Genomic DNA, 23,252 nt, shown 5'->3' with positions numbered 1-23,252 from the left:
GGTCGAGAGTGTCCCTCGGGCCAATGGACCGTCGCACTACGGTCCTTCGGCTCTATCCCCTGGTTTCGTGAACGGTATCACAAACTATTTGATGAGGTCTTTACCTGCTAGGTGTGCTCGGTGTCACACATGAGAGTTAATCCGCGCGTATGTGCATGCGAGGCGGCAACTTGTCTGGTATTGGGCACGTTTGACGATGGGCGTCAGCTCGACGAACCGGCCTTCCGCCGATCCTCGAAGCGCGAGCGGGTGCCGACGGCCGTCGCTCCGTTGACGCCCGACCCGACCGGAGGCCGACCCTCCGACTCTGCGTCCGTCACGTCCGACCCGTCTGCCCCGTCCGCCCCGTCCGTCACGCCCGCCTCGCCGCCCGCCGGCTCCTGCGCGGCAGCCTGCTTGCGCCGCCGGTAGCGCGGCGGCACGAACGACTCGGCCCAGCGCGGGATGTGCGGCCGGAACCTCGGCAGCATCAGGAGCACGAGGCCCACCGCGCTCAGGGCGACGATCAGCAGCAGGATCCACATGCTGGCCGAGTGGACCGAGTAGGCCACCGTGCCGAAGCCGATCAGTGCCGACCAGAAGTACATGATCAGCACCGCGCGGCTGTGGGAGTGGCCGATCTCCAGGAGGCGGTGGTGGAGGTGGCCGCGGTCGGCGGCGAACGGCGACTTGCCGTTCCACGTACGCCTGACGATCGCGAGGACCAGGTCGGCGAACGGGATCGCGATGATCGTCAGCGGCATCAGGAGCGGGATGAAGACCGGGAGCATCGCGTGCGTGGCATCGCGGCTGCCCCCGAAGTTCAGGCTCATGGCGTCGCCGTCGATCTGCCCGGTGGCGGAGATGGCGCCCGCCGCGAGGACCAGCCCGATCAGCATCGAGCCCGAGTCCCCCATGAAGATCCGGGCGGGATGGATGTTGTGCGGCAGGAAGCCCAGGCACATGCCCATCAGGATCGCCGCGAAGAGCGTGGCGGGAGCCGCGGCCTCGATGCCGTAGCCGTACCAGATGCGGTAGGCGTAGAGGAAGAACGCCGTGGCCGCGATGCACACCATGCCCGCGGCGAGGCCGTCGAGGCCGTCCACGAAGTTGACCGCGTTGATGGTGATCACCACGAGCGCGACCGTCAGGAGCGTGCCCTGGCCCTGGTCCAGGAGGACCATGCCGTAACCGGGGACGGGGATCCACAGGATCGTCAGGCCCTGGAGGACCATGACGCCGGCGGCGATCATCTGGCCGCCCAGCTTGATCAGGGCGTCGATCTCGAACTTGTCGTCCAGGACGCCGATGATCCAGATCAGCGCGGCGCCGGAGAGCAGCGCGCGCGGTTCGTTGGACCGCTCGAAGACGTCGTTCAGGTTCGGCAGGTGGTCGGCGACCAGGAGTCCGGCGCACAGACCGAAGAACATCGCGATACCGCCGAGCCGGGGCGTGGGCTCCCGGTGTACGTCGCGGGCGCGGATCTCCGGCATGGCGCCGGCCACGATCGCGAACTTCCGCACCGGGCCGGTCAGCAAGTAAGTCACCGCGGCCGTGATGCAGAGCGTCAGCAGGTATTCACGCACGGGCTTCCCCACAGGTATCGCTGGCCATCTCAGCCCCACAGCCTAGCTATGTGTGCCTGGGACTGAGCACGCTCGGTGCCCTGACGAGGCTATGTCTCAAAGCGAAGGGTACGCGCCTGCGGGCTCGACCCCACCTCCACAGGCTGTCAGCTCACCCATCCTTACTGCTGTGTCACAGGGCGGCTCAACGCGCGCACCGTTGACGGCCGCAGTGGGGTGAGCCCAAGGGAGAACGCCGCAGCGGCACATATACCGCTGGGGCGAAGGGGGCTTGCGGGCGCTCTCTGCCCTGTCCGTAGTGACTACCTGGCCGATTCCATCCGTGTCAAATCATTTGCGTAATTTGCTAACTCAACTATTCACTGTTCAATGATTCCGCTAAGTAGCCATCGAGAATCAGTCAACATCCACAATGCATGACACCTCACGCCGCCAGGTTGACCGCAAGGAAAAGTCCTTCCGTCTGCATCTTTCTTCACAGTGCACCTCCGCTCACGAATTTCCGGCAGAAAGTCAAGAACAATTCAGGCCATCAACTGACGGTGAAACCTCCCCGATCGAAGATCACCCGTTGATTCCATTCGCTTGCTCGCGATAGAAATACTGAGCAAACGGGGGTCGACATGCTCATGACCAAATGTCGACGCTCTCTTTGGTATACCAAGGAGGTAGCATGCGAAAGATTGCAGGAACCGCTCTAGCTGCGGTCATCATGATGGGGACGCTGGGCGTTTCGGGTAGTGCCGTAGCGGCCGAACCGCAGTCCGGTACACCGGTCTCCGTCACCACGCAGAGCACTTCGGGAGACGTTGAGGCCCAGCGGCGCAAGTGTGTGTCCGTGAAGAAGTGGTACAACAAGCGCTTCAACCGCATGGTGAGGGTCAAGAACGCCTGCGGCTACAAGGTCTGTTTCTCGGTGACCGTCGCGGCATCGAGGGACCCCGAGTTCGCGATCGGCGCTCGCAAGACCGAGGACTTCCGCTACAGCGGGATCGCGTGGACGAAGGGGACCGGGATCAAGCGCGTCTCGTGCTGATTGCGCGGCCGAGACTCGCTGAGTAGCCCCATCACCCTCGGGTTCGCTTGCGGTTACCTGCAGTAGGCCTTCTTGATGGGGCTCCGCGCACGTATGCGTGTCTACAGAGGTGGCCCAGCCTGATTCTCCAGGCTGGGCCACCTCTTCGCGTTTCACCCTCAGTACGGCGGAAATCTCCCCACCAGTTCGCGCACTTCCTCTCGTACTTTCGCGTCGGTCGCCTCCTCGGATTGCTCACGCAGCGCGTCGGCGAAGAGCCCCGCGATCCGCACCATCTCCGCGTCTCCCATGCCCTGCGTGGTGACGGCCGCGGTGCCGAGGCGCAGGCCCCGCCCGTCGGCGTAGGGCAGGGCGCAGGTGTCGAGGACGATTCCGCAGGCGGCGAGTCTGCCGCGGGCCGTGTGCGCGTCGATGCCGAGGGGCGTGGGGTCGGCCAGGATCAGGTGCGTGTCGGTGCCGCCGGTGGTGATCGCGCAGTCGGCCGCGCCCAGGGCCTGGGCCAGGATGCGGGCGTTGGCGACGACCTGGTGGGCGTACGCGGTGTACGCCGGGGTGGCCGCCTCGCCGAACGCGACGGCCTTGGCGGCGATCGTGTGCATCTGCGCGCCGCCCTGCGTGAAGGGGAACACCGCCCGGTCGATGCGCGATGCCAGCTCGGCGCCGCACAGGATCAGGCCGCCGCGCGGGCCGCGGAGCACCTTGTGGGTCGTGGCGCAGACGACGTCGGCGTACGGCACGGGGTTCGGGGCGGCGCCTCCGGCGATCAGGCCGATCGGGTGGGCGGCGTCGGCGATGAGGTACGCGCCGACGTCGTCGGCGATGTCGCGGAAGGCGGCGTAGTCGATGTGCCGGGGGTAGGCGATGGAGCCGCAGACGATGGCCTTCGGCTTGTGCGAGTGGGCCAGCGCGCGGACCTGGTCGTGGTCGATGAGGCCGCTCTCCGCGTCCACGCCGTAGCCCACGAAGTCGAACCAGCGCCCCGAGAAGTTCGAGGGCGAGCCGTGCGTGAGGTGTCCGCCGTACGGCAGGCCCATGGCCAGGACGGTGTCGCCGGGGCGCAGCAGCGCGGCGTACGCGGCGAGGACCGCGGAGGATCCGGAGTGCGGCTGCACGTTGGCGTGCTCGGCGCCGAAGAGGGCCTTGGCGCGGTCGACGGCGATGCGCTCGGCGACGTCCACCAGCTCGCAGCCGCCGTGGTGGCGGGCGCCGGGGTAGCCCTCGGCGTACTTGTTGGCGAGCGGGGAGCCCAGGGCGGCGAGCACCGCGGGCGAGGTGAAGTTCTCCGCGGCGATCAGCTGGAGGGCGGACGCCTGCCGCTCCTGCTCGGCGAGGAGGATCTCCGCCATCTGGGGGTCCGCGCGGCGGAGCGCGTCGAAGTCAGCGGGCGCCGTCGGGGCGGCGGTGGGTGCGGTGCTGACCGGCATCTTGGGCTCCGGGCCTCGCGAGGGGTGCGGGTCCCTCCAATGTAGGCCTGCCCCACCCCGCCCGCGCGGCGTCGGCCCGGATCTTCCGCCCCGGGGGCGCCGGAAGCCGACAGAAAGGTTTAAGCCTTCGCCCGGACGCCCGTCAGCGCCGTCACCACCGGATCGAGCGCCTCGTTGATCTCGTCGCCCACCGAGCGGAAGAAGGGCAGCGGCGCCCCATAGGGGTCGTACACCTCGTCCGCCTCGGCCGTGGGGGCCAGGAGCCAGCCACGCAGCGCCGCGGCGGCCCGTACGAGGGCCCTGGCCCGCTCCACGACTCCCCCGTCGGGGTCCGGCAGCGTCGCCGGGTCTATGGCCCGTACGAGGCGCGTGAACTCCTTGAGGGTGAAGGTGCGCAGGCCCGCCGAGTGGCCCATCGAGATGACCTGCGCCCGGTGGTCCCGGGTGGCCGTCAGGACGAGGTCGGCGCGGATGACGTGCTCGTCCAGGAGCTCGCGCCCCTTGAAGCCGGAGGCGTCCGCGCCGAAGTCCGCGAGCACCGCCTCCGCGTTGGTCTCCATGGGGGCGCCCTCGTGCCCCCACGTGCCCGCGCTCTCCACGATCAGGCCGCCGGTGAAGGGATCACCCAGCCGGTCGGCCAGGGCATGCCTGGTCAGCCGCTCGGTGATCGGTGAGCGGCAGACGTTGCCCGTGCTGACGTGGAGGATGCGGAACGAGTCGGGAAGAGCCGCTATGCCACGCCCCGTCTCAGGGGCTGTCAATTCGCCACCTCGAGGTCGGGTACCACCTTGCGGAGCTCCTCCGCGTCGAGGGCGCCCGCGCGCAGCAGTACCGGCACCTTGCCGGTGACGTCCACGATCGACGACGGGACGATGCCCGGCGTCGGGCCCCCGTCGAGGTAGACCGAGACGGAGTCGCCGAGCATCTCCTGCGCGGCGTCACAGTCCTCGGGGGCCGGGTGGCCCGTGAGGTTGGCCGAGGAGACGGCCATGGGGCCGACCTCGGTGAGCAGTTCGATGGCGACGGGGTGCAGCGGCATCCGGATCGCGACGGTCCCACGGGTGTCCCCGAGGTCCCACTGGAGCGAGGGCTGCTGCTTGGCGACCAGGGTCAGGGCCCCGGGCCAGAAGGCGTCGACGAGCTCCCAGGCCGACTCCGAGAAGTCGGTGACCAGGCCGTGCAGCGTGTTCGGGGAGCCGATGAGGACAGGGGTGGGCATGTTGCGGCCCCGGCCCTTGGCGTCGAGCAGGTCGGCGCACGCCTCCGGCGTGAAGGCGTCGGCACCGATCCCGTAGACGGTGTCGGTGGGCAGGACGACCAGCTCGCCACGGCGGACGGCCGACGCGGCCTCGCGCAGACCGGTCGTACGGTCGGTCGCGTCGTTGGTGTCGTATCGCCGTGCCATTTAGCTGGCCTCCTCGTACACGTACAGCTGGGTTGAAGTGGGTGTGCTCACGGCATGGCCTTGCGGGCCGTGGCGAACCTCGGCCGGTTGTTCAGGTCGGGGTGGTCGGCCGCGTCGGCCCAGCCCCGCTCCTCGGTGAAGATCCACGGCACCTGGCCGCCCTGGGTGTCCGCGTGCTCGATGACGACGACGCCGCCGGGCCGCAGCAGCCGGTGGGCGGTGCGCTCGATGCCGCGGATCAGGTCGAGGCCGTCCTCGCCCGAGAAGAGCGAGAGTTCCGGGTCGTAGTCCCGGGCTTCCGGAGCGACGTACTCCCACTCGGTGAGCGGGATGTACGGCGGGTTGGAGATCAGCAGGTCGACCTGGCCGTCGAGCTCGGGCAGCGCGTCACGCGCGTCGCCCTGGGAGAGCTTGACCCGGGATCCCTCGACGTTCTTGCGCGTCCACTTCAGGGCGTCCTCGGAGAGCTCCACGGCGTGCACGCGCGAGCGCGGGACCTCTTGGGCCATGGCCAGGGCGATGGCCCCGGAGCCCGTACAGAGGTCGACGATGAGCGGCTCGACGACGTCCATCGCGCGCACGGCGTCTATGGCCCACCCGACGACCGACTCGGTCTCGGGGCGCGGCACGAAGACTCCGGGGCCGACCTGAAGTTCGAGATAGCGGAAGAAGGCGCGTCCGGTGATGTGCTGGAGCGGTTCGCGGGCCTCGCGGCGCGCGATCGTCTCCCAGTAGCGGGCGTCGAAGTCCGAATCCTTGACGGAGTGCAGCTCGCCCCGCTTCACGCCGTGCACGAAGGCGGCGAGCTCCTCCGCGTCGTTGCGCGGCGAGGGCACGCCGGCGTCGGCCAGCCGCTGGGTGGCCTGGGCCACTTCCGCGAGCAGCAGGTTCACGCTGGTCCTCCGGGGCTGAGCTGAGCGATGGGCGGGTGCGGTCCGGTCGGGGCTCAGGCTGCCGCGAGCTTGGCTGCGGAGTCCGCGTCGACGCAGGCCTGGATGACCGCGTCGAGGTCTCCGTCGAGCACCTGGTCCAAGTTGTACGCCTTGAAGCCGACACGGTGGTCCGAGATCCGGTTTTCGGGGTAGTTGTACGTCCGGATCTTCTCGGAGCGGTCGACGGTGCGGACCTGGCTGCGACGGGCGTCCGCCGCCTCCTTCTCCGCTTCCTCCACAGCCGCGGCAAGGAGCCTGGAGCGCAGGATACGCATCGCCTGCTCCTTGTTCTGCAACTGGCTCTTCTCGTTCTGGCAGGACGCCACGACGCCGGTGGGCAGGTGCGTGATGCGCACCGCGGAGTCGGTGGTGTTGACGGACTGGCCGCCGGGGCCCGAGGAGCGGTACACGTCGATGCGCAGGTCGTTCGCGTGGATCTCCACGTCGACCTCCTCGGCCTCGGGCGTCACCAGGACGCCGGCCGCGGAGGTGTGGATCCGGCCCTGCGACTCGGTGGAGGGCACGCGCTGCACGCGGTGCACGCCGCCCTCGTACTTCAGCCGCGCCCAGACGCCCTGGCCGGGCTCGGTCGCGCCGTTGCCGCCCTTGGTCTTCACGGCGACCTGGACGTCCTTGTAGCCGCCCAGCTCGGACTCGGTGGCGTCGATGATCTCGGTCTTCCAGCCCACGCGCTCCGCGTACCGCAGGTACATGCGCAGCAGGTCGCCGGCGAAGAGGGCCGACTCGTCGCCGCCCGCGCCCGCCTTGACCTCGAGGATGACGTCCTTGTCGTCGTTGGGGTCCCGGGGCACCAGGAGGAGCCGCAGCTTCTCGGTGATCTCCTCGCGCTGCTTCTCCAGGTCCTTCACCTCCGCGGCGAACTCCGGGTCCTCCGCGGCCAGTTCACGGGCCGTCGCGATGTCCTCGCCGGTCTGCTTCCAGGCGCGGTACGTCGAGACGATCGGGGTCAGCTCGGCGTAGCGCTTGTTGAGCTTGCGCGCGTTGGCCTGGTCGGCGTGGACCGAGGGGTCCGCGAGCTTCGTCTCCAGATCGGCGTGCTCGCCGATCAGTTCCTCGACCGCCTCGAACATCGGGGTCTCCTGAGTTTTCTACGCGAAGGTACTGCGCAAGGGTTCTACGCGAAGGTGGCTGCTGCGTCAGACGGCAAAGCGCCGGTCCCCACCGCCCCCTCCCGGGGGCGGCCGAAGACCGGCGCAGTGGCTCGCTACTTGTTGGCGGCTGCAGCCTTGCCGAAGCGGGCCTCGAAGCGGGCCACGCGGCCACCGGTGTCGAGGATCTTCTGCTTGCCCGTGTAGAACGGGTGGCACTCGGAGCAGACCTCGGCACGGACGGTGCCGCTGGCGATCGTGCTGCGGGTGGTGAACTCCGCGCCGCAGGTGCAGCTGACCTGGGTCTCGAAGTACTCGGGGTGGATGTCGCGCTTCAAGGTGTCTCCTAGTTTCGGGAGGGCACCGGGTCGTACGCGCGGATTGCTCGTACGTGAACCGGGGCCGACGGACCAGTCTGCCAGGACTGGTCGCATCTGCCCAAACCGGGGTGGGTTCCGTTCTATTCCCGGCGGGCCGTGCGGCGGGTGCGGGCGCCGCTAGCCGCTGGTCACGACGTCGCGTGCGTCACCCTTGTCGCCCGCGGACTTCTCCGTGGCGGACTTGGGGATGGGCTTGTCGGCCTTGAGCGCGTCCCAGACCTGCTGGTCGGCCTTCTCCAGGGGCAGGACACGGTTGGGGTCCGCCGGGTCGTACTGGACGGGCAGCGTGACCATCTTCATGTCGCCCGCGCCGATGCCCTTGAGGCCGCCCGCGAAGCCCGCCAGGCTCTTGACGTCGTTCAGGTCGGAGTCGGTGGTGATGGCGCTGGTCGCGTCGTTCGCCAGGTCGTAGAGCTTCTTCGGGTTACTGAAGACGCCGACGTCCTTGACCTGGTTGATCAGGGCCTTGATGAAGGCCTGCTGGAGCTGGATGCGGCCCAGGTCGCTGCCGTCGCCGACGCCGTGCCGGGTGCGGACCAGGCCGAGGGCCTGCTCGCCGGTGAGCTGGTGGGTGCCCGCCTCGAGGTCGAGATGGCTGTCCTTGTCGTTGATCGCCTTCTTGGTGGTGATCTCGACGCCGCCGAGGGTGTTGATCAGCTTCTTGAAGCCCGTGAAGTCCACTTCGACGTAGTGGTCCATCCGGATGCCGGACATCTGCTCCACGGTCTTGACGGCACAGGCGGGGCCGCCGACCTCGTACGCCGTGTTGAACATCTGGCGCTGCCCGCCCGGGTCCTTGCCGCCGTCGTCCGTCGCGCACTCGGGGCGTGATATGAGGGTGTCGCGGGGTATGGAGACGACGCTGGCCGACTTGTGCCCCTTGTTCACGTGCACGACCATCGCCGTGTCCGAGCGGGCGGCGCCCTCGTCCTTGCCGTACTTGGCGTTGTCCCCGGAGCGGGAGTCGGAGCCGAGGACGAGGATGTCCTGCGAGCCGTTGTCGACGTCCTGGGGGCGGTCCGTGCCCAGCGCCGCGTTGATGTCGACGCCCTTGATGTTGCCGTTGAGCTTGAAGTACACGAAGCCGAGGCCCGCGCCGCCGAGGACGACCACCGATGCCGCGGTCCACGCGGTGACGACGAGGACCTTGCTGCGCTTCTCGCGCGGCTTACGACGCCGACCGCCACCGCCCCGGGAGCGTTTCGGTGCCGGTTCCGCCGCGGGTGCGCTCTCGTCGGCCATGTGCTCCTCAGTCCTCGTCGGGTCGGTACCCCCTGCTTTCAGGGTCAGGCGTGGTTTGTCGTCACTTGTCAGACGTCGAAACCGAAAGAAGGGTTGCACAGCGCTTTGTGAGCGCCCCGGCGCGCGCTCGTGACCCGTCGTGCACTCCTTCCCCACGCTTCAAGCTTCTCACCTGCGGTTTTTTTCGTCCTGGGACTACTGCCCGTGACCGTGAGAATCTCTTAAGGGTGTGGCCAAGGTCATTCACCGCCCCCTGCGCGCCCCCTCCACACCCTCCACACCCCCGCCCACGCAAAAGGCCGCCCCCGTCGTGTGACGGAGGCGGCCCTGCGTGACGCGTGACGCGCCCGCGCGAGGACTAGTCGTTGCCGTTGCCCGGCGTCGGGGTCGTCTTCGCGATCTGCATGAGGAACTCGGCGTTCGACTTCGTCTGCTTCATCTTGTCGAGAAGCAGCTCGATGGCCTGCTGCGAGTCGAGCGCGTGCAGCACCCGGCGCAGCTTCCAGACGATCGCGAGCTCTTCGCTGTTGAGCAGGATCTCTTCCTTGCGGGTGGAGGACGCGTCGACGTCCACCGCCGGGAAGATGCGCTTGTCGGAGAGCTTCCGGTCGAGCTTGAGCTCCATGTTGCCGGTGCCCTTGAACTCCTCGAAGATCACCTCGTCCATGCGGGAGCCGGTGTCGACGAGCGCGGTCGCGAGGATGGTCAGCGAGCCGCCGTCCTCGATGTTGCGCGCCGCACCGAAGAAGCGCTTCGGCGGGTAGAGCGCGGTCGAGTCGACACCACCGGACAGGATGCGGCCGGAGGCCGGGGCCGCCAGGTTGTACGCACGGCCCAGACGGGTGATGGAGTCGAGCAGGACGACCACGTCGTGACCCAGCTCGACGAGACGCTTGGCGCGCTCGATGGCCAGCTCGGCGACCGTGGTGTGGTCCTCGGCCGGACGGTCGAAGGTCGAGGAGATGACCTCGCCCTTCACCGACCGCTGCATGTCGGTGACCTCTTCCGGACGCTCGTCGACCAGGACGACCATCAGGTGGCACTCGGGGCTGTTCGTGGTGATCGCGTTCGCGACCGCCTGCATGATCATGGTCTTGCCGGTCTTCGGCGGAGCCACGATCAGACCGCGCTGGCCCTTACCGATCGGCGACACGAGGTCGATGATGCGGGTGGTGAGCACGCCCGGGTCGGTCTCCAGACGGAGCCGGTCCTGGGGGTAAAGGGGCGTCAGCTTGTTGAACTCCGGTCGCCCGCGCCCGGATTCGGCCGCCATGCCGTTCGCCGAGTCGAGGCGGACGAGCGCGTTGAACTTCTCGCGGCGCTCGCCGTCCTTGGGCTGGCGGACGGCGCCGGTGACGTGGTCACCCTTGCGCAGACCGTTCTTGCGGACCTGGGCGAGCGACACGTACACGTCGTTCGGGCCGGGGAGGTAGCCCGACGTCCGGATGAACGCGTAGTTGTCGAGGATGTCCAGGATGCCCGCGACGGGGATCAGTACGTCGTCGTCGGCGACCTGCGGCTCGTTGGCGCCGCCGAACTCGTCGCGGCCACGACGGCCACGGCGGTCGCGGTACCGGCCGCGGCGGCCGCGCCGGCCACCGGCCTCGTCGTCGAAGTCGTCCTGCGGGCCGTTGTCACGCTGGTCCCGCTGCTGACGGTCCTGGCGGTCACCGCGGTCCTGGCGGTCCTGACGGCCTCCGCCCTGCTGGCGGTTGCCGCCCTGCTGCTCGTCGCCCTTGTTGCCGCGGCGGTCGCGGTCACGGCCGCGGCCCTGGCGGTCACGGCGGTCACGACGGCCGTCGTTGTCGCCGGAGCCGTCGCCCTTGGCCTCGGACTGTCCGTCCGTCCTGGCCTCGTTCTTGGCGTCGTTCTTCGGCTCGCTCTTCGCCTCGGCGGTGACCGTCTCGGGGCTGCCCGCGTCGGCGGTGGCACGGCGGCGGCCGCGGCGCTCGCCCTTGTCGGCACCCGCGGGCTGGCCCGGGATGTCGATCTGCTGCTGGGCGGCCTCTTCGGCCTGGGCGGGCGCGGGCTGCTCGGCCTTGTCGGCCTTGCTCGCCTTGGCGGGCTTGTCCGTACCGGCTGCGGTGTCCTCACCCGTCCGGGCCTTCGAGGTCGCGCGGCGCTTGGGCTTCGTCTCGGCCTCGGCCGGCGAAGCGGAGGACGCGGCGGCCTTGGCGGGGGCGCCGCCTGTGGCCTGCGCCTCCTTGATGACCTCGATCAGCTGGCTCTTGCGCATCCGCGCGGTGCCCTTGATACCGAGGCCGGATGCGACCTGCTGCAGTTCCGCCAGCACCATGCCATCGAGGCCGGTGCCGCGGCGCCGCCGGGACCCGGCCGATGCACCGGTGGCAGGCGCCGCAGAGGCGTCCGTGGCGGGCGTGTCGGCAGTCACGCCCATCAGATCGGTGGTGTCGCTCACGAAGGGTCCTTCCCTGGAGCGGACGTCGGCCTGTCTGGCTCGGCGACCGGTTGTGCTGTCCGGAGGTCCTTTGGTGTGTGGACCGTGCCGGGGCGGTGGTCCGCCAACGCGCGGCGGAAGAATTCACTGGTGATGGCGAGTCCCGGTGAGGTGCCACTGAGGTGCGGTGTCACTCGGCTCGGTCACGCCGGTTCCGGAGCGTGCTCGGCACCGCTCAGTGCGGGGCACAGAGCAGTTTGGGAGGCTCCCGGAAGGATGGATGTCCCGGACGGGGACACAAAGCACCTCGCCATGGTGGGGTCGGGTGCAGACTTGAGGTTAACACTACCGGATCCAACAAACATTCCCCCTCTCTAATCCGGCTACCCAGGTGTCAAGGCGCGAGCGGCAGCACGCTCGCACCCGTCGCGTCGAGCGCCAGGCGATTGGCCGCCCAGCCCTCTCCCGCGAGGCGCGCGACCTTGTCCGCCGCACTCTCGTCGGCCAGCGCGAGGACCGTGGGTCCCGCGCCGGAAATCATCGCCGGGACGCCGTCCGCGCGCAGGCGTTCCACCAGTGCGGCGCTCTCGGGCATGGCGGGTGCGCGGTACTCCTGGTGGAGCCGGTCCTCGGTGGCGGGGAGCAGCAGCTCCGGGCGCCTGGTCAGGGCCTCTACGAGCAGGGCGGCCCGGCCCGCGTTGGCGGCCGCGTCGACGTGCGGGACGGTGCGCGGGAGCAGTCCGCGCGCGGTCTCGGTGAGGACGGGCTTTCCCGGTACGAAAACCACCGGAACGATGGAATCGGCGGGCTCCATCCTGATCGCCCGCGCCGCTCCCCCGTCCATCCAGGACAGCGTGAAACCGCCGAGCAGACAGGCGGCGACGTTGTCCGGGTGGCCCTCGATCTCGGTGGCGAGTTCGAGCAGGGCGTTGTCGTCGAGCCGGGCGTCCGCGCCTATCGTCACGGCGCGCGCGGCGACGATGCCCGCGCAGATGGCGGCGGAGGATGAGCCGAGGCCCCGGCCGTGCGGAATGCGGTTGGCGCAGACGATTTCCAGTCCGCGCGGCTGTCCGCCGAGCAGGTCGAAGGCCGTACGCAGGGAGCGTACGAGCAGGTGCGACTCGTCGCGTGGGAGCGTCTCGCTGCCCTCACCTGCGATGTCGATGTTCAGTCCGGTGTCGGCCACCCGCACGACGACGTCGTCGTACAGACCCAGCGACAGGCCGAGGGCGTCGAAGCCCGGGCCGAGGTTGGCGCTGGTGGCGGGGACGCGCACCCGGACGGCGGCGGCGCGGAACGCGGGACCGGCCATCGCTCGATGACTCTCCTTGAGCTGCGATCTTTTGAGGACTTGCCACGTGATGAGGCTCTACCCGAAGGCCGCTCGGCGGCAGCACCGCGGCATATGCGGCGGGGCGGGTTCGGTACAGCCTATCGAAGGAAGGTTCTGTGGCGACATAGGGCGCACAGGAGGCGCACGATGCGTGTCGTAAGCCCCCTGTGCACCCCCTGTACGGAGTTGCGGGTTTTCCAGGCGGTTATGCCCGCCGTCCGGTAGCGGTTATCCCCGACCGGGACGGTTATGCCGGTCCGGCGGTAAATCCGCCGGACCGGAATCGGCCGTTCGGTCAGGCCAGACCCAGGCGTTCGGCCGCGGCGGCCGAGTCGACCGGGACCGTGACCGGCTGCGGAGCGCCCGCGACGGCCCAGTCCGGGTCCTTGAGGCCGTTGCCGGTGACGGTGCAGACGATCTTCTGCCCCTTGTCGACCTTGCCCTGCTCGGCGGCCTTCAGGAGACCGGCGACGGAAGCGGCCGACGCCGGCTCGACGAAGACACCCTCCTGGGAGGCCAACAGCTTGTAGGCGCGCAGGATCTCACGGTCCGTCACCTCGTCGATGAAGCCGTCCGACTCGTCGCGCGCGTCGAGGGCGTACTGCCACGACGCGGGGTTGCCGATGCGAATCGCGGTGGCGATGGTCGACGGGTCCTTGACGATCTCACCGCGCACGATGGGCGCGGAACCGGAAGCCTGGAAGCCCCACATACGAGGAGTGCGCGACGAGATCGAGTCGGCGGCGTACTCCTTGTAGCCCTTCCAGTAGGCCGTGATGTTGCCCGCGTTGCCGACCGGCAGGACGTGGATGTCCGGGGCGTCGCCGAGCGCGTCGACGATCTCGAACGAGGCGGTCTTCTGGCCCTCGATGCGGAACGGGTTCACCGAATTGACCAGCGCCACCGGGTAGTTCTCGGAGAGGGCGCGGGCGAGGTTCAGGCAGTCGTCGAAGTTGCCGTCGACCTGGAGGATCTTCGAGCCGTAGACGAGCGCCTGGCCCATCTTGCCGAGCGCGATCTTGCCCTGCGGCACGAGGACCGCGCAGACCATCCCGGCGCGTACGGCGTAGGCGGCGGCCGAGGCCGAGGTGTTGCCGGTGGAGGCGCAGATGACGGCCTTGGCGCCCTCCTCCTTGGCCTTCGTGATCGCCATCGTCATGCCGCGGTCCTTGAAGGACCCGGTCGGGTTGGCGCCCTCAACCTTGAGATGGACCTCGCAGCCCGTGCGCTCGGAGAGCACCTGCGCGGGGACGAGCGGTGTGCCGCCCTCGCGGAGCGTCACGACCGGCGTCGTGTCGGAGACGGGAAGACGGTCCCGGTACTCCTCGATGATTCCGCGCCATTGGTGGGTCATTGCTGCCTACTCCCCTTCAACCCGCATGATGCTGGCGACACCACGCACGGTGTCGAGATTCCGCAGTGCCTCGACGGTGCCGGTGAGGGCGGCGTCGGGCGCGCGGTGGGTGACGACGACGAGGGAGGCCTCGCCGTCCTTGCCCGTCTGACGGACCGTATCGATCGATACGCCGTGCTCGGCGAAGACCGTCGCGACCTGGGCGAGGACACCCGGCTTGTCGGCTACGTCGAGGCTGATGTGGTACCGCGTGACGACCGCGCCCATGGAGTTCACGGGCAGCTGGGTGTACGCGGATTCGCCGGGCCCGGTGGCCTCGCCGAGCTTGTTGCGGCAGACGGCGACGAGGTCGCCGAGCACGGCCGACGCGGTGGGGGCACCGCCCGCGCCGGGGCCGTAGAACATGAGCTGTCCGGCGGCCTCTGCCTCGACGAAGACGGCGTTGTACGCCTCGCGGACCGAGGCGAGCGGGTGGCTGAGCGGAATCATCGCGGGGTGCACGCGCGCGGTGACGGACCCGCCGTCGGCGGCCCGCTCGCAGATGGCGAGCAGCTTGATGGTGCAGCCCATGCGCTTCGCCGACGCGAAGTCGGCGGCGGTCACCTCGCTCATGCCCTCGCGGTAGACGTCGTCGAGACGCACGCGCGTGTGGAAGGCGATGCCGGCGAGGATCGCGGCCTTGGCGGCGGCGTCGAAGCCCTCGACGTCGGCGGTGGGGTCGGCTTCCGCGTACCCGAGGGCGGTGGCCTCGTCGAGTGCTTCCTGATAGCCGGCGCCGGTGGTGTCCATGGCGTCGAGGATGAAGTTGGTGGTGCCGTTCACGATGCCGAGGACGCGGTTCACCTTGTCGCCGACGAGGGACTCGCGCAGCGGCCGGATCAGCGGGATGGCACCGGCGACGGCGGCCTCGTAGTAGAGGTCACGGCCGTGCTCCTCGGCGGCGGCGTGCAGTGCGGCGCCGTCCTGCGCGATGAGCGCCTTGTTGGCGGAGACGACGGAGGCGCCGTGCTCGAAGGCCGTGGTGATGAGGGTCCTGGCGGGCTCGATGCCCCCGATGACCTCGACGACGACGTCGATGTCGCCGCGTTTGACCAGGGCGGTCGCGTCCGTGGTGACCAGTGAGGGATCGATTCCCTCACGCACCCTGGACGGACGACGGACGGCGACCCCGGCGAGCTCCACCGGGGCGCCGATCCTGGCCGTGAGGTCGTCGGCGTGCGTCGTCATGATGCGCGCCACCTCTGAGCCGACAACCCCACAGCCCAGCAGCGCCACCTTCAGCGGACGCGTACGCATCATCCGACCTCACTTCTCATACATCTACAGTGGGACCAGTCTCACCCACCGGATCGCGGTTTCCGTCCACGGTCCGGATGGTGAGACATCTATTTCACTGGCCGATACTCTGCCAGACGTTGTTCCTCGGCCGGTATTTCCTCAGCCGACATCCAGACGCAGGAGATCTTCCTCCGTCTCGCGCCGGACGATGACCCGCGCCTGTCCGTCCCGCACGGCGACGACCGGCGGACGGAGAGCGTGGTTGTAGTTGCTCGCCATGGACCGGCAGTACGCACCGGTCGCGGGCACGGCGATCAGGTCTCCGGGCGCGAGGTCGGCGGGCAGGAACGCGTCCTTCACCACGATGTCCCCGCTCTCGCAGTGCTTGCCGACGACGCGCACGAGCATGGGCTCGGCGTCGGACGTCCGCGACACCAGCGCGACGCTGTACTCGGCGTCGTAGAGGGCCGTACGGATGTTGTCGGACATGCCGCCGTCCACGGAGACGTACGTACGCAGTCCTTCGAGCGGCTTGACGGTGCCGACCTCGTACAGGGTGAAGGCGGTGGGCCCGACGATGGCGCGCCCCGGCTCGACGGAGATACGGGGCGTCCGCAGGTTCGCGGCCTCGCACTCACGCGTCACGATCTCGCCGAGGGCCTTGGCGATCTCGTGCGGCTCGCGGGGGTCGTCCTCGGAGGTGTAGGCGATGCCGAGGCCACCGCCGAGGTCGATCTCGGGCAGCTCGACGCCGTGCTCGTCCCGCACCTCGGCGAGCAGCTGCACCACGCGGCGCGCGGACACCTCGAACCCGGCCATGTCGAAGATCTGCGAGCCGATGTGGCTGTGCACGCCGATGAGTTCGAGACCGTCGAGCCGCAACGCCCTGCGCACGGCCTCGGCGGCCTGTCCCCCGGCGAGGGCGATGCCGAACTTCTGGTCCTCGTGCGCGGTGGCGATGAACTCGTGCGTGTGGGCCTCGACGCCGACGGTCACGCGGATCTGCACGCGCTGGCGGACGCCGAGCCGGTCGGCGATGTGGGCGACGCGCACGATCTCCTGGAAGGAGTCGAGGACGATGCGTCCCACGCCGGCCCCGACGGCCCGCTCGATCTCGTCCTCGGTCTTGTTGTTGCCGTGGAAGGCGATGCGGTCGGCGGGCATGCCGGCGGCGAGAGCGGTGGCGAGCTCGCCGCCGCTGCACACGTCGAGGTTGAGCCCCTCCTCGTGCAGCCACCGGACGACGGCACGCGAGAGGAAGGCCTTGCCGGCGTAGAAGACGTCGGCGTCGGCCCCGAAGGCGCCGCGCCAGGCGTGGCAGCGGGCGCGGAAGTCGTCCTCGTCGAGGAAGTAGGCGGGGGTGCCGAACTCCTCGGCGAGCTGCGTCACCTTGATCCCGCCGACGGTGACGACACCGTCCGCGTCACGCCCGACGGTCTGCGCCCAGACCTTCGGGTCGAGGGAGTTCAGGTCGTCGGCCGGGGCGGTGTAGTGCCCTTCGGGCAGTACGTCGGCGTGGCGGGGCCCGGCGGGGTGTGCGGAACGGCTCATGTCGCGTTCGTCTCTCTCACTTCATTCACGTCTGTCTTCACGTGTCACAGGTACGCGGGGGCGCTGATGCCGAGCAGGGACAGGCCGCCTGCGAGCACCGTCCCGGCGGCTTCGGCGAGCGCGAGCCGGGCGCGGTGGGCGGCCGAGGGTTTCTCGTCACCGATCGGCAGGACGGCGGGCTGGAAGCCGAGGAGGGCGTCGGCGGTCACCACGAGATGCCGGGCGAGCCGGTCGGGCGCGCGGTGCCGGGCGGCGGCGGCGAGGACGCGGGGGTAGTCGGCCAGGGCGTCGAGCAGATCCTGCCCGTACGGGGGTATGCCACCGCCTCCCGGACCGGCCAGGTCACCGGGGACACCGGTGAAACCGAGATCGGCGGCGTTACGGGTCAGGGCCCGGGCCCGGGAGTGCGCGTACCGCACCCGGAAGAGGGGATTGCTCGCGCGCTGCACCAGGTGCTCGTCACTGATGCGGGGCCGATCGTGCACGGCGGGAGACAGCAGGGCCCAGCGGGCGGCGTCGGGGCCGAGGGGGGCGGGGTCAGCGGGCGCGGGGACGGCTGCGGGGAGCGGGGCGGGCCGCTCGGCCTCGTTGCTCGGCGCGCCGTGGGTGGGGCGGAGGGGGGTGCCCTGGGAGCGGAGGATGCGGTGCAGGGAGTCGGCGAGGGCGGCGGCGCGGGGGTTGTGGGAGCCGTGTGAGTTGTGGGAGCCGTGGGAATCGTCGGGGGTGGCCGGGGCGGGGTGGGGGGTCGGCTCGGCGGGGGGGTGGGGGGCGTGGCCGTAGAGGGGGCCGCGGTCGAGTACCTCACGTACGAGGGCGGCGCTGGTGCCTCGGGGGTTGGTGGCATCGGCGGGGGCTCCGGAGGCACGGGCGTCACGGGCGTCAGCGGAGCCACGGGCGTCACCGGCGGTACCGGCGTCACGGGCGTCACGGGCGAGGGTGATGTTGAGGAAGCCGGGCCCGGTGATGTCGATGGCCGCGATGCCGGGCTCCGCGGCGATCCGCGGGGAGAGCACCTCGGCCACGCGCCGGGGCGACTGCCCGGCGGCACGGGCGACCTGGAGGGCGACGTTGGTGGCGTAGTCCCCGCAGCCACCCGGGCGAGGCCTCTCGACGACGACACGCCAGGCCTGGCCGCCGGTGCCGCTCCCCTCGAGCCCGCTCAGCCGCTCGACCCCGCTGAGGTCACCAAGACCACCGAGCTCGCCGTCGTCGACGGCACCACGCATGGCGCGCAGCACGGTGCGGGAGAGCTCGACGGGGGTCACGGGTCAAGCGTATGGGAGGAGGGGGGTGGGGACGCGACCTGGTTTACCCGATGGTCCGGGATGTGGACGGGGACCGCTGCGGGAGGCGGGGGTGACCGAGGGGCGGGGGCGGAGGTCAGCCGCCGGACCGCCCGGCACGCTCGGCTTCCCCGGAGGCAGAGGCCCCCAGCTCACCACTGAGCGCACCAGCACCACTGCTATTGCTACCCCCGTCAGTGCCGCGGGCGTCAAGGGTGTCGCGGACGTCGAGGGCGTCGAGGCTGTCGACGCGAGTACCAGATTCCCTCAACTGCCGTACGATTCCCAGCAGTTCGGCAGGCTCAAAGGGCTTGGCAAGGAAGGCGTCCACGCCGACCTCGAGCCCGCTCTCGACCTCGTACTGGGTGCAGGCGCTGACGATGACGATGGGCAGATGCCGGGTCCGCGGATCGGAACGCAGCCGAGCGGCGGTGCGCAGCCCGTCCAGGCGGGGCATCACGACGTCGAGGGTGACGACATCGGGTCTGACCTGGTGCACGACGTCCAGGCATTCGGCACCATCGGCCGCGGTCACGACCTCGAAGCCCTCCAGCTCGAGGTTGACCCTGATCAGCTGCCGGATGACCTTGTTGTCGTCCACAACAAGCACGCGGCCTGACACGCCTGACACAACTCGAGAGTAGGTCCGCGCCCACCGCCGCGTCCGGGTTTTCCCCACTTCCGCCCCGTGCGGGGTAGGACGGGACGAAGCCGGGGGTGACCTCTGGGACGCAGGGTGCGGATGCGACGGCCCTCACGGCCATGGAGTGCGGAAATACCTGTTCATGGGGAGCCGTTCGGAGCTGGTAGGGTTCTACACGTCGCCGCGCGAAGCGGGCCGACACGCCCCCGTAGCTCAGGGGATAGAGCAACGGCCTCCGGAGCCGTGTGCGCAGGTTCGAATCCTGCCGGGGGCACCTCGTATTGGGTGCCCAAGACCCCGTCACCAGCGGAAACGCTGAGGCCGGGGTCTTCGCGTATGTGCAGCCAGATGCTGCCCGAAGCGACCGTACGTCGGGGTCCGTGGACGAGGCGTGGACGGGATCTTGGATCATTCCCGCAGGTGATGCGACCCATTGGAGCCAAGCGGGCCCACTCCTCGTTATCGTCGTCCCGGTCTTGGACCGTGCCGCGGGTGGGGAGCCGGAGCGTTGCTGGGGGCCGTCGTGCAGTCTCCAGCCGCTGGCCGCTGGCCGCGGGCAGATGAATGGACGAGTTGGGGGATCTCGTGGATGTGACCACGCTTGCCGTCGCGCTCATCGGCGTCGGTGGAACGCTGGGCGGAACTCTGGGTGGGGCAGTGCTCAGCCAGCGCGTCACCCGGGAGCAGAACCAGCGTGCCGATCGTGAACGGGCAGAGGACCGCCACGACCGCGCGCAGGAAGCCAGGCGGGATCTCTATGCCCGTCTGAACACCGCGGCTCGCGCTTACCGGGTCGCTGCCCGAGACGCAGTCCGAGCAGCCGAGCGCGGTGAAAGCGTCGAACCAGCAGTCCTCGACACCGCCAAGGAAGCGTGGTCAGAGCAGTACTCTTTGGCACAGATGGCACTGCCGAAAAATGTCCATCAGATTGCCTCGACCCTCAACAGGGCGCTCGGAGTCGGGTACTCCGTCATAAAGCAGTTGCCGAGCAGCCCTGCCCCAGACGGGTCGTACGACCGGGCCAAAGCCTGGTTCAGTGGCCCGCTGTCCGACGGGGTGTATCTGTTGCGGGTCGCCCTGCGCCACGACCTCGGCGTCGAGGTCGAGCCCGACTTCGAACGCACTCGCACACAGATGCTCGCTGCGCTCGACACTGAGCGGAGAAGCCTTGAGCGCCAGCTCGCCTCCGAACAGGCCCAGGCCACTAGGCCCACTTGACGGGCAGGGCAAACGACGAGGCCCCATGGCGTCACGCCAGAGGCCTCGGGGGCACGGTCAGGTACCGTCACTCGTATTCGCGCAGCAGGTCCTCGATACGTCGGTTGGCGACGTCCTGACGTCCGTCGAGTCACTTGGCGTAGCGGGTCAGCAGGACCTCAACACTGTTGCCGGCGCGCTCGGCCACCTCGGTGGGGTCGACACCCGCGTTGAGCCACGTCGACAAGGCGGAGTGCCGAAGGTCGTACGGCCGACTCGCGAGAGGCGAAGCCGCTACGGCCGTGGGCAGCGCGAGCAGCCGAGCCTCCTGCCACACGCGGTAGTACGTCGAGGACGGGACGACGGCCCCCTTCTCGCTGAAGAACAACCGCCCGTCATCTGCCGCGCCGAAGGTGGCCAGGTGCTCGCGAAGCACGGCGACGAGGTGAGGCGGGATGGGCACTCGCCGGACATCCTCGTTCGGTCGATTTTTCAGCCCGCGGTCGTCATGGGTCTCCCCCGAGTCGGTCCACTGCTTGCCCACCGACGGGCGAGTTCGGTGGAGCAAGGCCGATCCCCATCCCAGCTCTGGGAGGATCAGGTCCGTCTCAACGAGCCCCACCGCCTCAGCCGGCCGGAGACCGCCGAAGTACATGGCGGCGAACAGACCCACAAGGCGACGGCCACGAGCTCGCCGGTATCCGCCCACGTAGGAAACGGCCGCCAGCAGATTGCGTGCCTGCTCCGGGTTGGCGACAACGCGGGGCGATCTGGTTGGACACCTTCGGCTTCTGCCAGCGGACAGCTGTGATGGGGTTCTCACGAAGCTCTCCCAGGTCGACCGCGTAGTTTGCAGCGTTGACGAGCGTCCGCCGCTTACGCCGTACGGTTTCAGCTGCTGCGGCGGTGCCGTCGAGCTTGAGCTTCAGCGAGTCGAGAACTGCACGGGCCGTGGCGGGTTCGGCAAGGTCGGCGAGGGGCCGGGATGCCTTGGACACCCAGTGAAGAACGTTCCGCACGTCGTCCGGGATTTCGCGGTCGTTGGGCCCCGGGAGCACGAAAGCCCAGTTCCGAAGCGCCTTGCGGATCACTTCATCCGACGGCCGTCCGGCGCGCTCGTCGAGGAGCTCCACTGTCACGCTGGTGAGCGATTCGTTGATGCCATCCCGCGTGTTGGGGGCGGCATGCGGCCACTTCATCGCGAGGTACCTGAGGGCGAAGCCGTACCACGACACAGCCGACTTCTTCTCTTCCATCGAGGCGGGAAGGCCCGACTCCGTGTCGAACTCCTCGCCGTCGCGCATCGCACGCATCAGCTTCGTGCGGTAGTGATCGGCGAGGGCCTTGGTACGGAAGGAGTCGGAGAAGACGTTGCCCGCCACGGACCAGCGGACTCCGTAGGAGGGCGTTTTAGTGTCGCGCTTGCGTACGGCCCACACCTTCACGTCGAGAGACTTCACGCTGCCGCCTCCAAGTGCCTCAGCCACGTGGTGAAGTCACTCCGCCACACCCGGAGCTCCCCGTTGGGCAGCTTGAACACGGCCGGCCCGTATCCGAGCTCACGCCAGCGATAGAACGTCCGGCGAGAAACACCGCCCAGCTCATCCAGGACTTGGCAAACAGTCATCAGCTCGTCGCGACGGTGGTCCATGTCGGTCCCCTTCCGTTCCGGGGGCGGGTTCGAGGGACACGGCGAGCCAGGCTTCGGCGTTGCTGAGCCCGGTTCCGGCGAAGACCCAGTGAGAGAGGACGAGGGTCGATTCCGGGGCCGTTTCGGTCGCCGGGGTGGCTTGTGCTCGGCGCCATTCGGCTCGTGCGTTGCGGAGTGCGCCGAGGGTGGTGGAGTAGCGGCGGGACTTGGTGGAGAAGTGGCCGCGGAAGCCGAGCATGTGAGCCCAGGCCCGAAGGCGGAGCTCGGCGAGTACGGGGCGAGCGCCGAGACTCCAGGCGACGCGGATCATGCGTTCGGCGTGTTCTGAGATGCGTGCCTGGGCCACATGACGCGGTTGATCGTCGCAGCAGGAGGAGGGGGCGACGCAGTCGCCGCCGCAATGCTTGACGCCGCCCTTTACGGCGACGAGGACCAGGCGGTGATCCTCACGTACGCGTGGGACCGCCTCTTGGTCGACCCCGTCCCAGGCCCCCGAGGCCCATCCGACTTCACGGGCCTCGAACCCGTCACTCCCTCGGTCTGGTCGGTGCCGGCCGAAGCCCGCCCGATCGCCCCGGCAGGATCCACCCTCCCGCGACTCGCAGCGGAGCTGCCGCACACTTTCGCTCTGATCGACCCACACCACGGAGCCGAAGGCATCACACGCCAACTCGAAGAGCTCGTCGACCACTTGGAGCCGAGCTCGATCGATCTCCTGGACGTGGGCGGTGACATCCTCGCGCGAGGCGACGAACCGACACTTAAGAGCCCGCTCGCCGACGCCCTCACGCTGGCCGCGTGCTGCCAGGTGACCGCTCCCGTCAGGCTCTTGGTTGCCGGTCCCGGCCTGGATGGTGAACTCCCGATCGACAAGGTGCGCAGCTTGCTCGGGCCCCTCGTCCGCACATTGACCGCCAAGGACGCAGAGTCGGTCAGCTCGGTCCTGGAGTGGCACCCGTCCGAGGCCACCGGGATGCTCGCTGCAACAGCGCGCGGAGTACGAGGCATCTGCGAAGTACGGGACGCCGGACTCCCCATTCCGCTCACGGACGACGGCCCGGCGGTCCATGAAGTCGACCTGGATGACGCCCTGCATCGCAACGAGCTGGCTCGCGCCATCCTGTCGACCGCCAGCCTGGACGAGGTGGAGACCTACAGCCGCGAAGTCTGCGGCTATTCGGAAATCGACTACGAGCGCAACAAGGCCGCTTGGCTCAAGGACCAGCCAGCGGTCAACCTTGACCGCGACAACGTGCTCTCGCGGCTCGCCCGGTTCGAGGAGGCGGCCCGAAGCCGCGGAGTAACCCACACGACGTTCCGCCACCTCACAGAGATCCTGAACCTCAACGGCTCACAACGCGATGACCTGCGCCAGCTCCTCATCAGTAGCCGTCCGGAGCGCTACGTCGCACCGCTGTGGCACATCCCAGCCGATGCCTGAGTAACAACCTTCTCTACGGTTTCAAGCACC

The 23,252-nt window shown here is 69.2% G+C and carries 19 protein-coding genes, 1 tRNA gene and 2 pseudogenes; 4 read left to right on the top strand and 18 right to left on the bottom strand.

Features of this window, described 5'->3' with window-relative positions; all coding sequences use genetic code 11:
- Positions 1-203 precede the first annotated feature (203 nt).
- Complete coding sequence (locus QBL25_RS27810) at positions 204-1,565, bottom strand: MraY family glycosyltransferase (protein WP_409059696.1); 1,362 nt, start codon at positions 1,563-1,565, stop codon at positions 204-206.
- 673 nt (positions 1,566-2,238) lie between these two features.
- Here QBL25_RS27810 and QBL25_RS27805 point away from each other — a divergent pair.
- Positions 2,239-2,601 (top strand): hypothetical protein, encoded by a 363-nt coding sequence (locus QBL25_RS27805; protein WP_409059695.1) that lies wholly within the window; start codon positions 2,239-2,241, stop codon positions 2,599-2,601.
- A 158-nt stretch (positions 2,602-2,759) separates the two neighbouring features.
- On the opposite strand, the gene glyA is transcribed toward QBL25_RS27805, so the two are convergent.
- From glyA to QBL25_RS27735, 14 genes are all read right to left on the bottom strand, one after another.
- On the bottom strand, positions 2,760-4,025 hold the full coding sequence (gene glyA, locus QBL25_RS27800; RefSeq protein ID WP_409059694.1) for a serine hydroxymethyltransferase: 1,266 nt from the start codon (positions 4,023-4,025) through the stop codon (positions 2,760-2,762).
- A 119-nt stretch (positions 4,026-4,144) separates the two neighbouring features.
- Positions 4,145-4,786 carry a protein-tyrosine-phosphatase gene (locus QBL25_RS27795; RefSeq protein WP_409059693.1) on the bottom strand — a complete coding sequence of 214 codons (642 nt, stop codon included), beginning with the start codon at positions 4,784-4,786 and terminating at the stop codon, positions 4,145-4,147.
- Entirely contained in the window at positions 4,783-5,430 is a 648-nt protein-coding gene (locus tag QBL25_RS27790; protein ID WP_249587745.1) for an L-threonylcarbamoyladenylate synthase, read from the bottom strand. Before QBL25_RS27790 ends, QBL25_RS27795 begins: the two co-directional genes overlap by 4 nt.
- A 47-nt stretch (positions 5,431-5,477) precedes the next feature.
- Positions 5,478-6,323, bottom strand: a complete 846-nt coding sequence (prmC, locus tag QBL25_RS27785; RefSeq protein ID WP_361050016.1) for a peptide chain release factor N(5)-glutamine methyltransferase — start codon at positions 6,321-6,323, stop codon at positions 5,478-5,480.
- 53 nt (positions 6,324-6,376) lie between these two features.
- Positions 6,377-7,453, bottom strand: coding sequence for a peptide chain release factor 1 (prfA, locus tag QBL25_RS27780; RefSeq protein ID WP_409059692.1), 1,077 nt, complete (start codon positions 7,451-7,453; stop codon positions 6,377-6,379).
- A gap of 134 nt (positions 7,454-7,587) precedes the next feature.
- Positions 7,588-7,809 (bottom strand): 50S ribosomal protein L31, encoded by a 222-nt coding sequence (rpmE, locus tag QBL25_RS27775; protein WP_409059691.1) that lies wholly within the window; start codon positions 7,807-7,809, stop codon positions 7,588-7,590.
- 159 nt (positions 7,810-7,968) lie between these two features.
- Entirely contained in the window at positions 7,969-9,093 is a 1,125-nt protein-coding gene (locus tag QBL25_RS27770) for an LCP family protein (RefSeq protein WP_409059690.1), read from the bottom strand.
- Between the two features lie 358 nt (positions 9,094-9,451).
- A complete protein-coding gene (gene rho, locus QBL25_RS27765; RefSeq protein ID WP_409059689.1) occupies positions 9,452-11,512 on the bottom strand; it encodes a transcription termination factor Rho in 2,061 nt (686 codons plus the stop codon).
- A 373-nt stretch (positions 11,513-11,885) separates the two neighbouring features.
- Positions 11,886-12,803, bottom strand: a complete 918-nt coding sequence (gene thrB, locus QBL25_RS27760; protein ID WP_409059688.1) for a homoserine kinase — start codon at positions 12,801-12,803, stop codon at positions 11,886-11,888.
- 316 nt (positions 12,804-13,119) lie between these two features.
- A complete protein-coding gene (thrC, locus tag QBL25_RS27755; protein WP_409059687.1) occupies positions 13,120-14,178 on the bottom strand; it encodes a threonine synthase in 1,059 nt (352 codons plus the stop codon).
- A gap of 6 nt (positions 14,179-14,184) precedes the next feature.
- A complete protein-coding gene (locus QBL25_RS27750) occupies positions 14,185-15,477 on the bottom strand; it encodes a homoserine dehydrogenase (RefSeq protein ID WP_409059686.1) in 1,293 nt (430 codons plus the stop codon).
- A 138-nt stretch (positions 15,478-15,615) separates the two neighbouring features.
- Positions 15,616-17,007, bottom strand: coding sequence for a diaminopimelate decarboxylase (gene lysA, locus QBL25_RS27745; protein ID WP_409059685.1), 1,392 nt, complete (start codon positions 17,005-17,007; stop codon positions 15,616-15,618).
- A 44-nt stretch (positions 17,008-17,051) separates the two neighbouring features.
- Positions 17,052-18,272 carry an ArgS-related anticodon-binding protein NrtL gene (gene nrtL / locus QBL25_RS27740; protein ID WP_409059684.1) on the bottom strand — a complete coding sequence of 407 codons (1,221 nt, stop codon included), beginning with the start codon at positions 18,270-18,272 and terminating at the stop codon, positions 17,052-17,054.
- A 115-nt stretch (positions 18,273-18,387) separates the two neighbouring features.
- A complete protein-coding gene (locus QBL25_RS27735; RefSeq protein WP_409059683.1) occupies positions 18,388-18,969 on the bottom strand; it encodes a response regulator in 582 nt (193 codons plus the stop codon).
- A gap of 166 nt (positions 18,970-19,135) precedes the next feature.
- Here QBL25_RS27735 and QBL25_RS27730 point away from each other — a divergent pair.
- Together QBL25_RS27730 and QBL25_RS27725 are read left to right on the top strand one after the other, a co-directional pair.
- Positions 19,136-19,207 (top strand) — tRNA-Arg (locus QBL25_RS27730).
- A 290-nt stretch (positions 19,208-19,497) separates the two neighbouring features.
- The gene (locus QBL25_RS27725; RefSeq protein ID WP_409059682.1) at positions 19,498-20,151 is read left to right on the top strand and encodes a hypothetical protein; all 654 of its coding nucleotides are present in this window, start codon (positions 19,498-19,500) and stop codon (positions 20,149-20,151) included.
- 67 nt (positions 20,152-20,218) lie between these two features.
- Here QBL25_RS27725 and QBL25_RS27720 read toward each other — a convergent pair.
- From QBL25_RS27720 to QBL25_RS27710, 3 genes and pseudogenes are all read right to left on the bottom strand, one after another.
- Positions 20,219-21,590 (bottom strand): annotated as a pseudogene (locus tag QBL25_RS27720) (tyrosine-type recombinase/integrase).
- Positions 21,587-21,781, bottom strand: a complete 195-nt coding sequence (locus tag QBL25_RS27715; RefSeq protein WP_409059681.1) for a helix-turn-helix transcriptional regulator — start codon at positions 21,779-21,781, stop codon at positions 21,587-21,589. Before QBL25_RS27715 ends, QBL25_RS27720 begins: the two are co-directional and overlap by 4 nt.
- Positions 21,732-22,127: pseudogene (locus QBL25_RS27710) on the bottom strand (replication initiator); the annotation flags it as partial. The pseudogene QBL25_RS27710 and the gene QBL25_RS27715, both read right to left, overlap by 50 nt.
- Between QBL25_RS27710 and QBL25_RS27705 the strand changes: the two are divergent.
- Positions 22,128-23,222 (top strand): DUF1152 domain-containing protein, encoded by a 1,095-nt coding sequence (locus QBL25_RS27705; RefSeq protein WP_409059680.1) that lies wholly within the window; start codon positions 22,128-22,130, stop codon positions 23,220-23,222.
- Positions 23,223-23,252: the final 30 nt, after the last annotated feature.

The sequence above is a fragment of the Streptomyces sp. SYP-A7185 genome (assembly GCF_046103685.1).
In the GTDB taxonomy this organism is placed as follows: Bacteria; Actinomycetota; Actinomycetes; order Streptomycetales; family Streptomycetaceae; genus Streptomyces.
The sequence above is the reverse complement of the archived record's forward strand: the minus strand, read 5'-3'. Positions and strand labels throughout refer to the sequence as shown.

What these genes read in the sequence shown, in the direction of transcription:
- QBL25_RS27805 (WP_409059695.1), top strand. Translation starts at nt 2,239, where the DNA reads ATGCGAAAGATTGCAGGAACCGCTCTAGCTGCGGTCATCATGATGGGG.
- glyA (WP_409059694.1), bottom strand. Translation starts at nt 4,025, where the DNA reads ATGCCGGTCAGCACCGCACCCACCGCCGCCCCGACGGCGCCCGCTGAC.
- QBL25_RS27790 (WP_249587745.1), bottom strand. Translation starts at nt 5,430, where the DNA reads ATGGCACGGCGATACGACACCAACGACGCGACCGACCGTACGACCGGT.
- prfA (WP_409059692.1), bottom strand. Translation starts at nt 7,453, where the DNA reads ATGTTCGAGGCGGTCGAGGAACTGATCGGCGAGCACGCCGATCTGGAG.
- QBL25_RS27770 (WP_409059690.1), bottom strand. Translation starts at nt 9,093, where the DNA reads ATGGCCGACGAGAGCGCACCCGCGGCGGAACCGGCACCGAAACGCTCC.
- thrB (WP_409059688.1), bottom strand. Translation starts at nt 12,803, where the DNA reads ATGGCCGGTCCCGCGTTCCGCGCCGCCGCCGTCCGGGTGCGCGTCCCC.
- thrC (WP_409059687.1), bottom strand. Translation starts at nt 14,178, where the DNA reads ATGACCCACCAATGGCGCGGAATCATCGAGGAGTACCGGGACCGTCTT.
- QBL25_RS27750 (WP_409059686.1), bottom strand. Translation starts at nt 15,477, where the DNA reads ATGATGCGTACGCGTCCGCTGAAGGTGGCGCTGCTGGGCTGTGGGGTT.
- lysA (WP_409059685.1), bottom strand. Translation starts at nt 17,007, where the DNA reads ATGAGCCGTTCCGCACACCCCGCCGGGCCCCGCCACGCCGACGTACTG.
- QBL25_RS27725 (WP_409059682.1), top strand. Translation starts at nt 19,498, where the DNA reads ATGGACGAGTTGGGGGATCTCGTGGATGTGACCACGCTTGCCGTCGCG.
- QBL25_RS27715 (WP_409059681.1), bottom strand. Translation starts at nt 21,781, where the DNA reads ATGGACCACCGTCGCGACGAGCTGATGACTGTTTGCCAAGTCCTGGAT.
- QBL25_RS27705 (WP_409059680.1), top strand. Translation starts at nt 22,128, where the DNA reads ATGACGCGGTTGATCGTCGCAGCAGGAGGAGGGGGCGACGCAGTCGCC.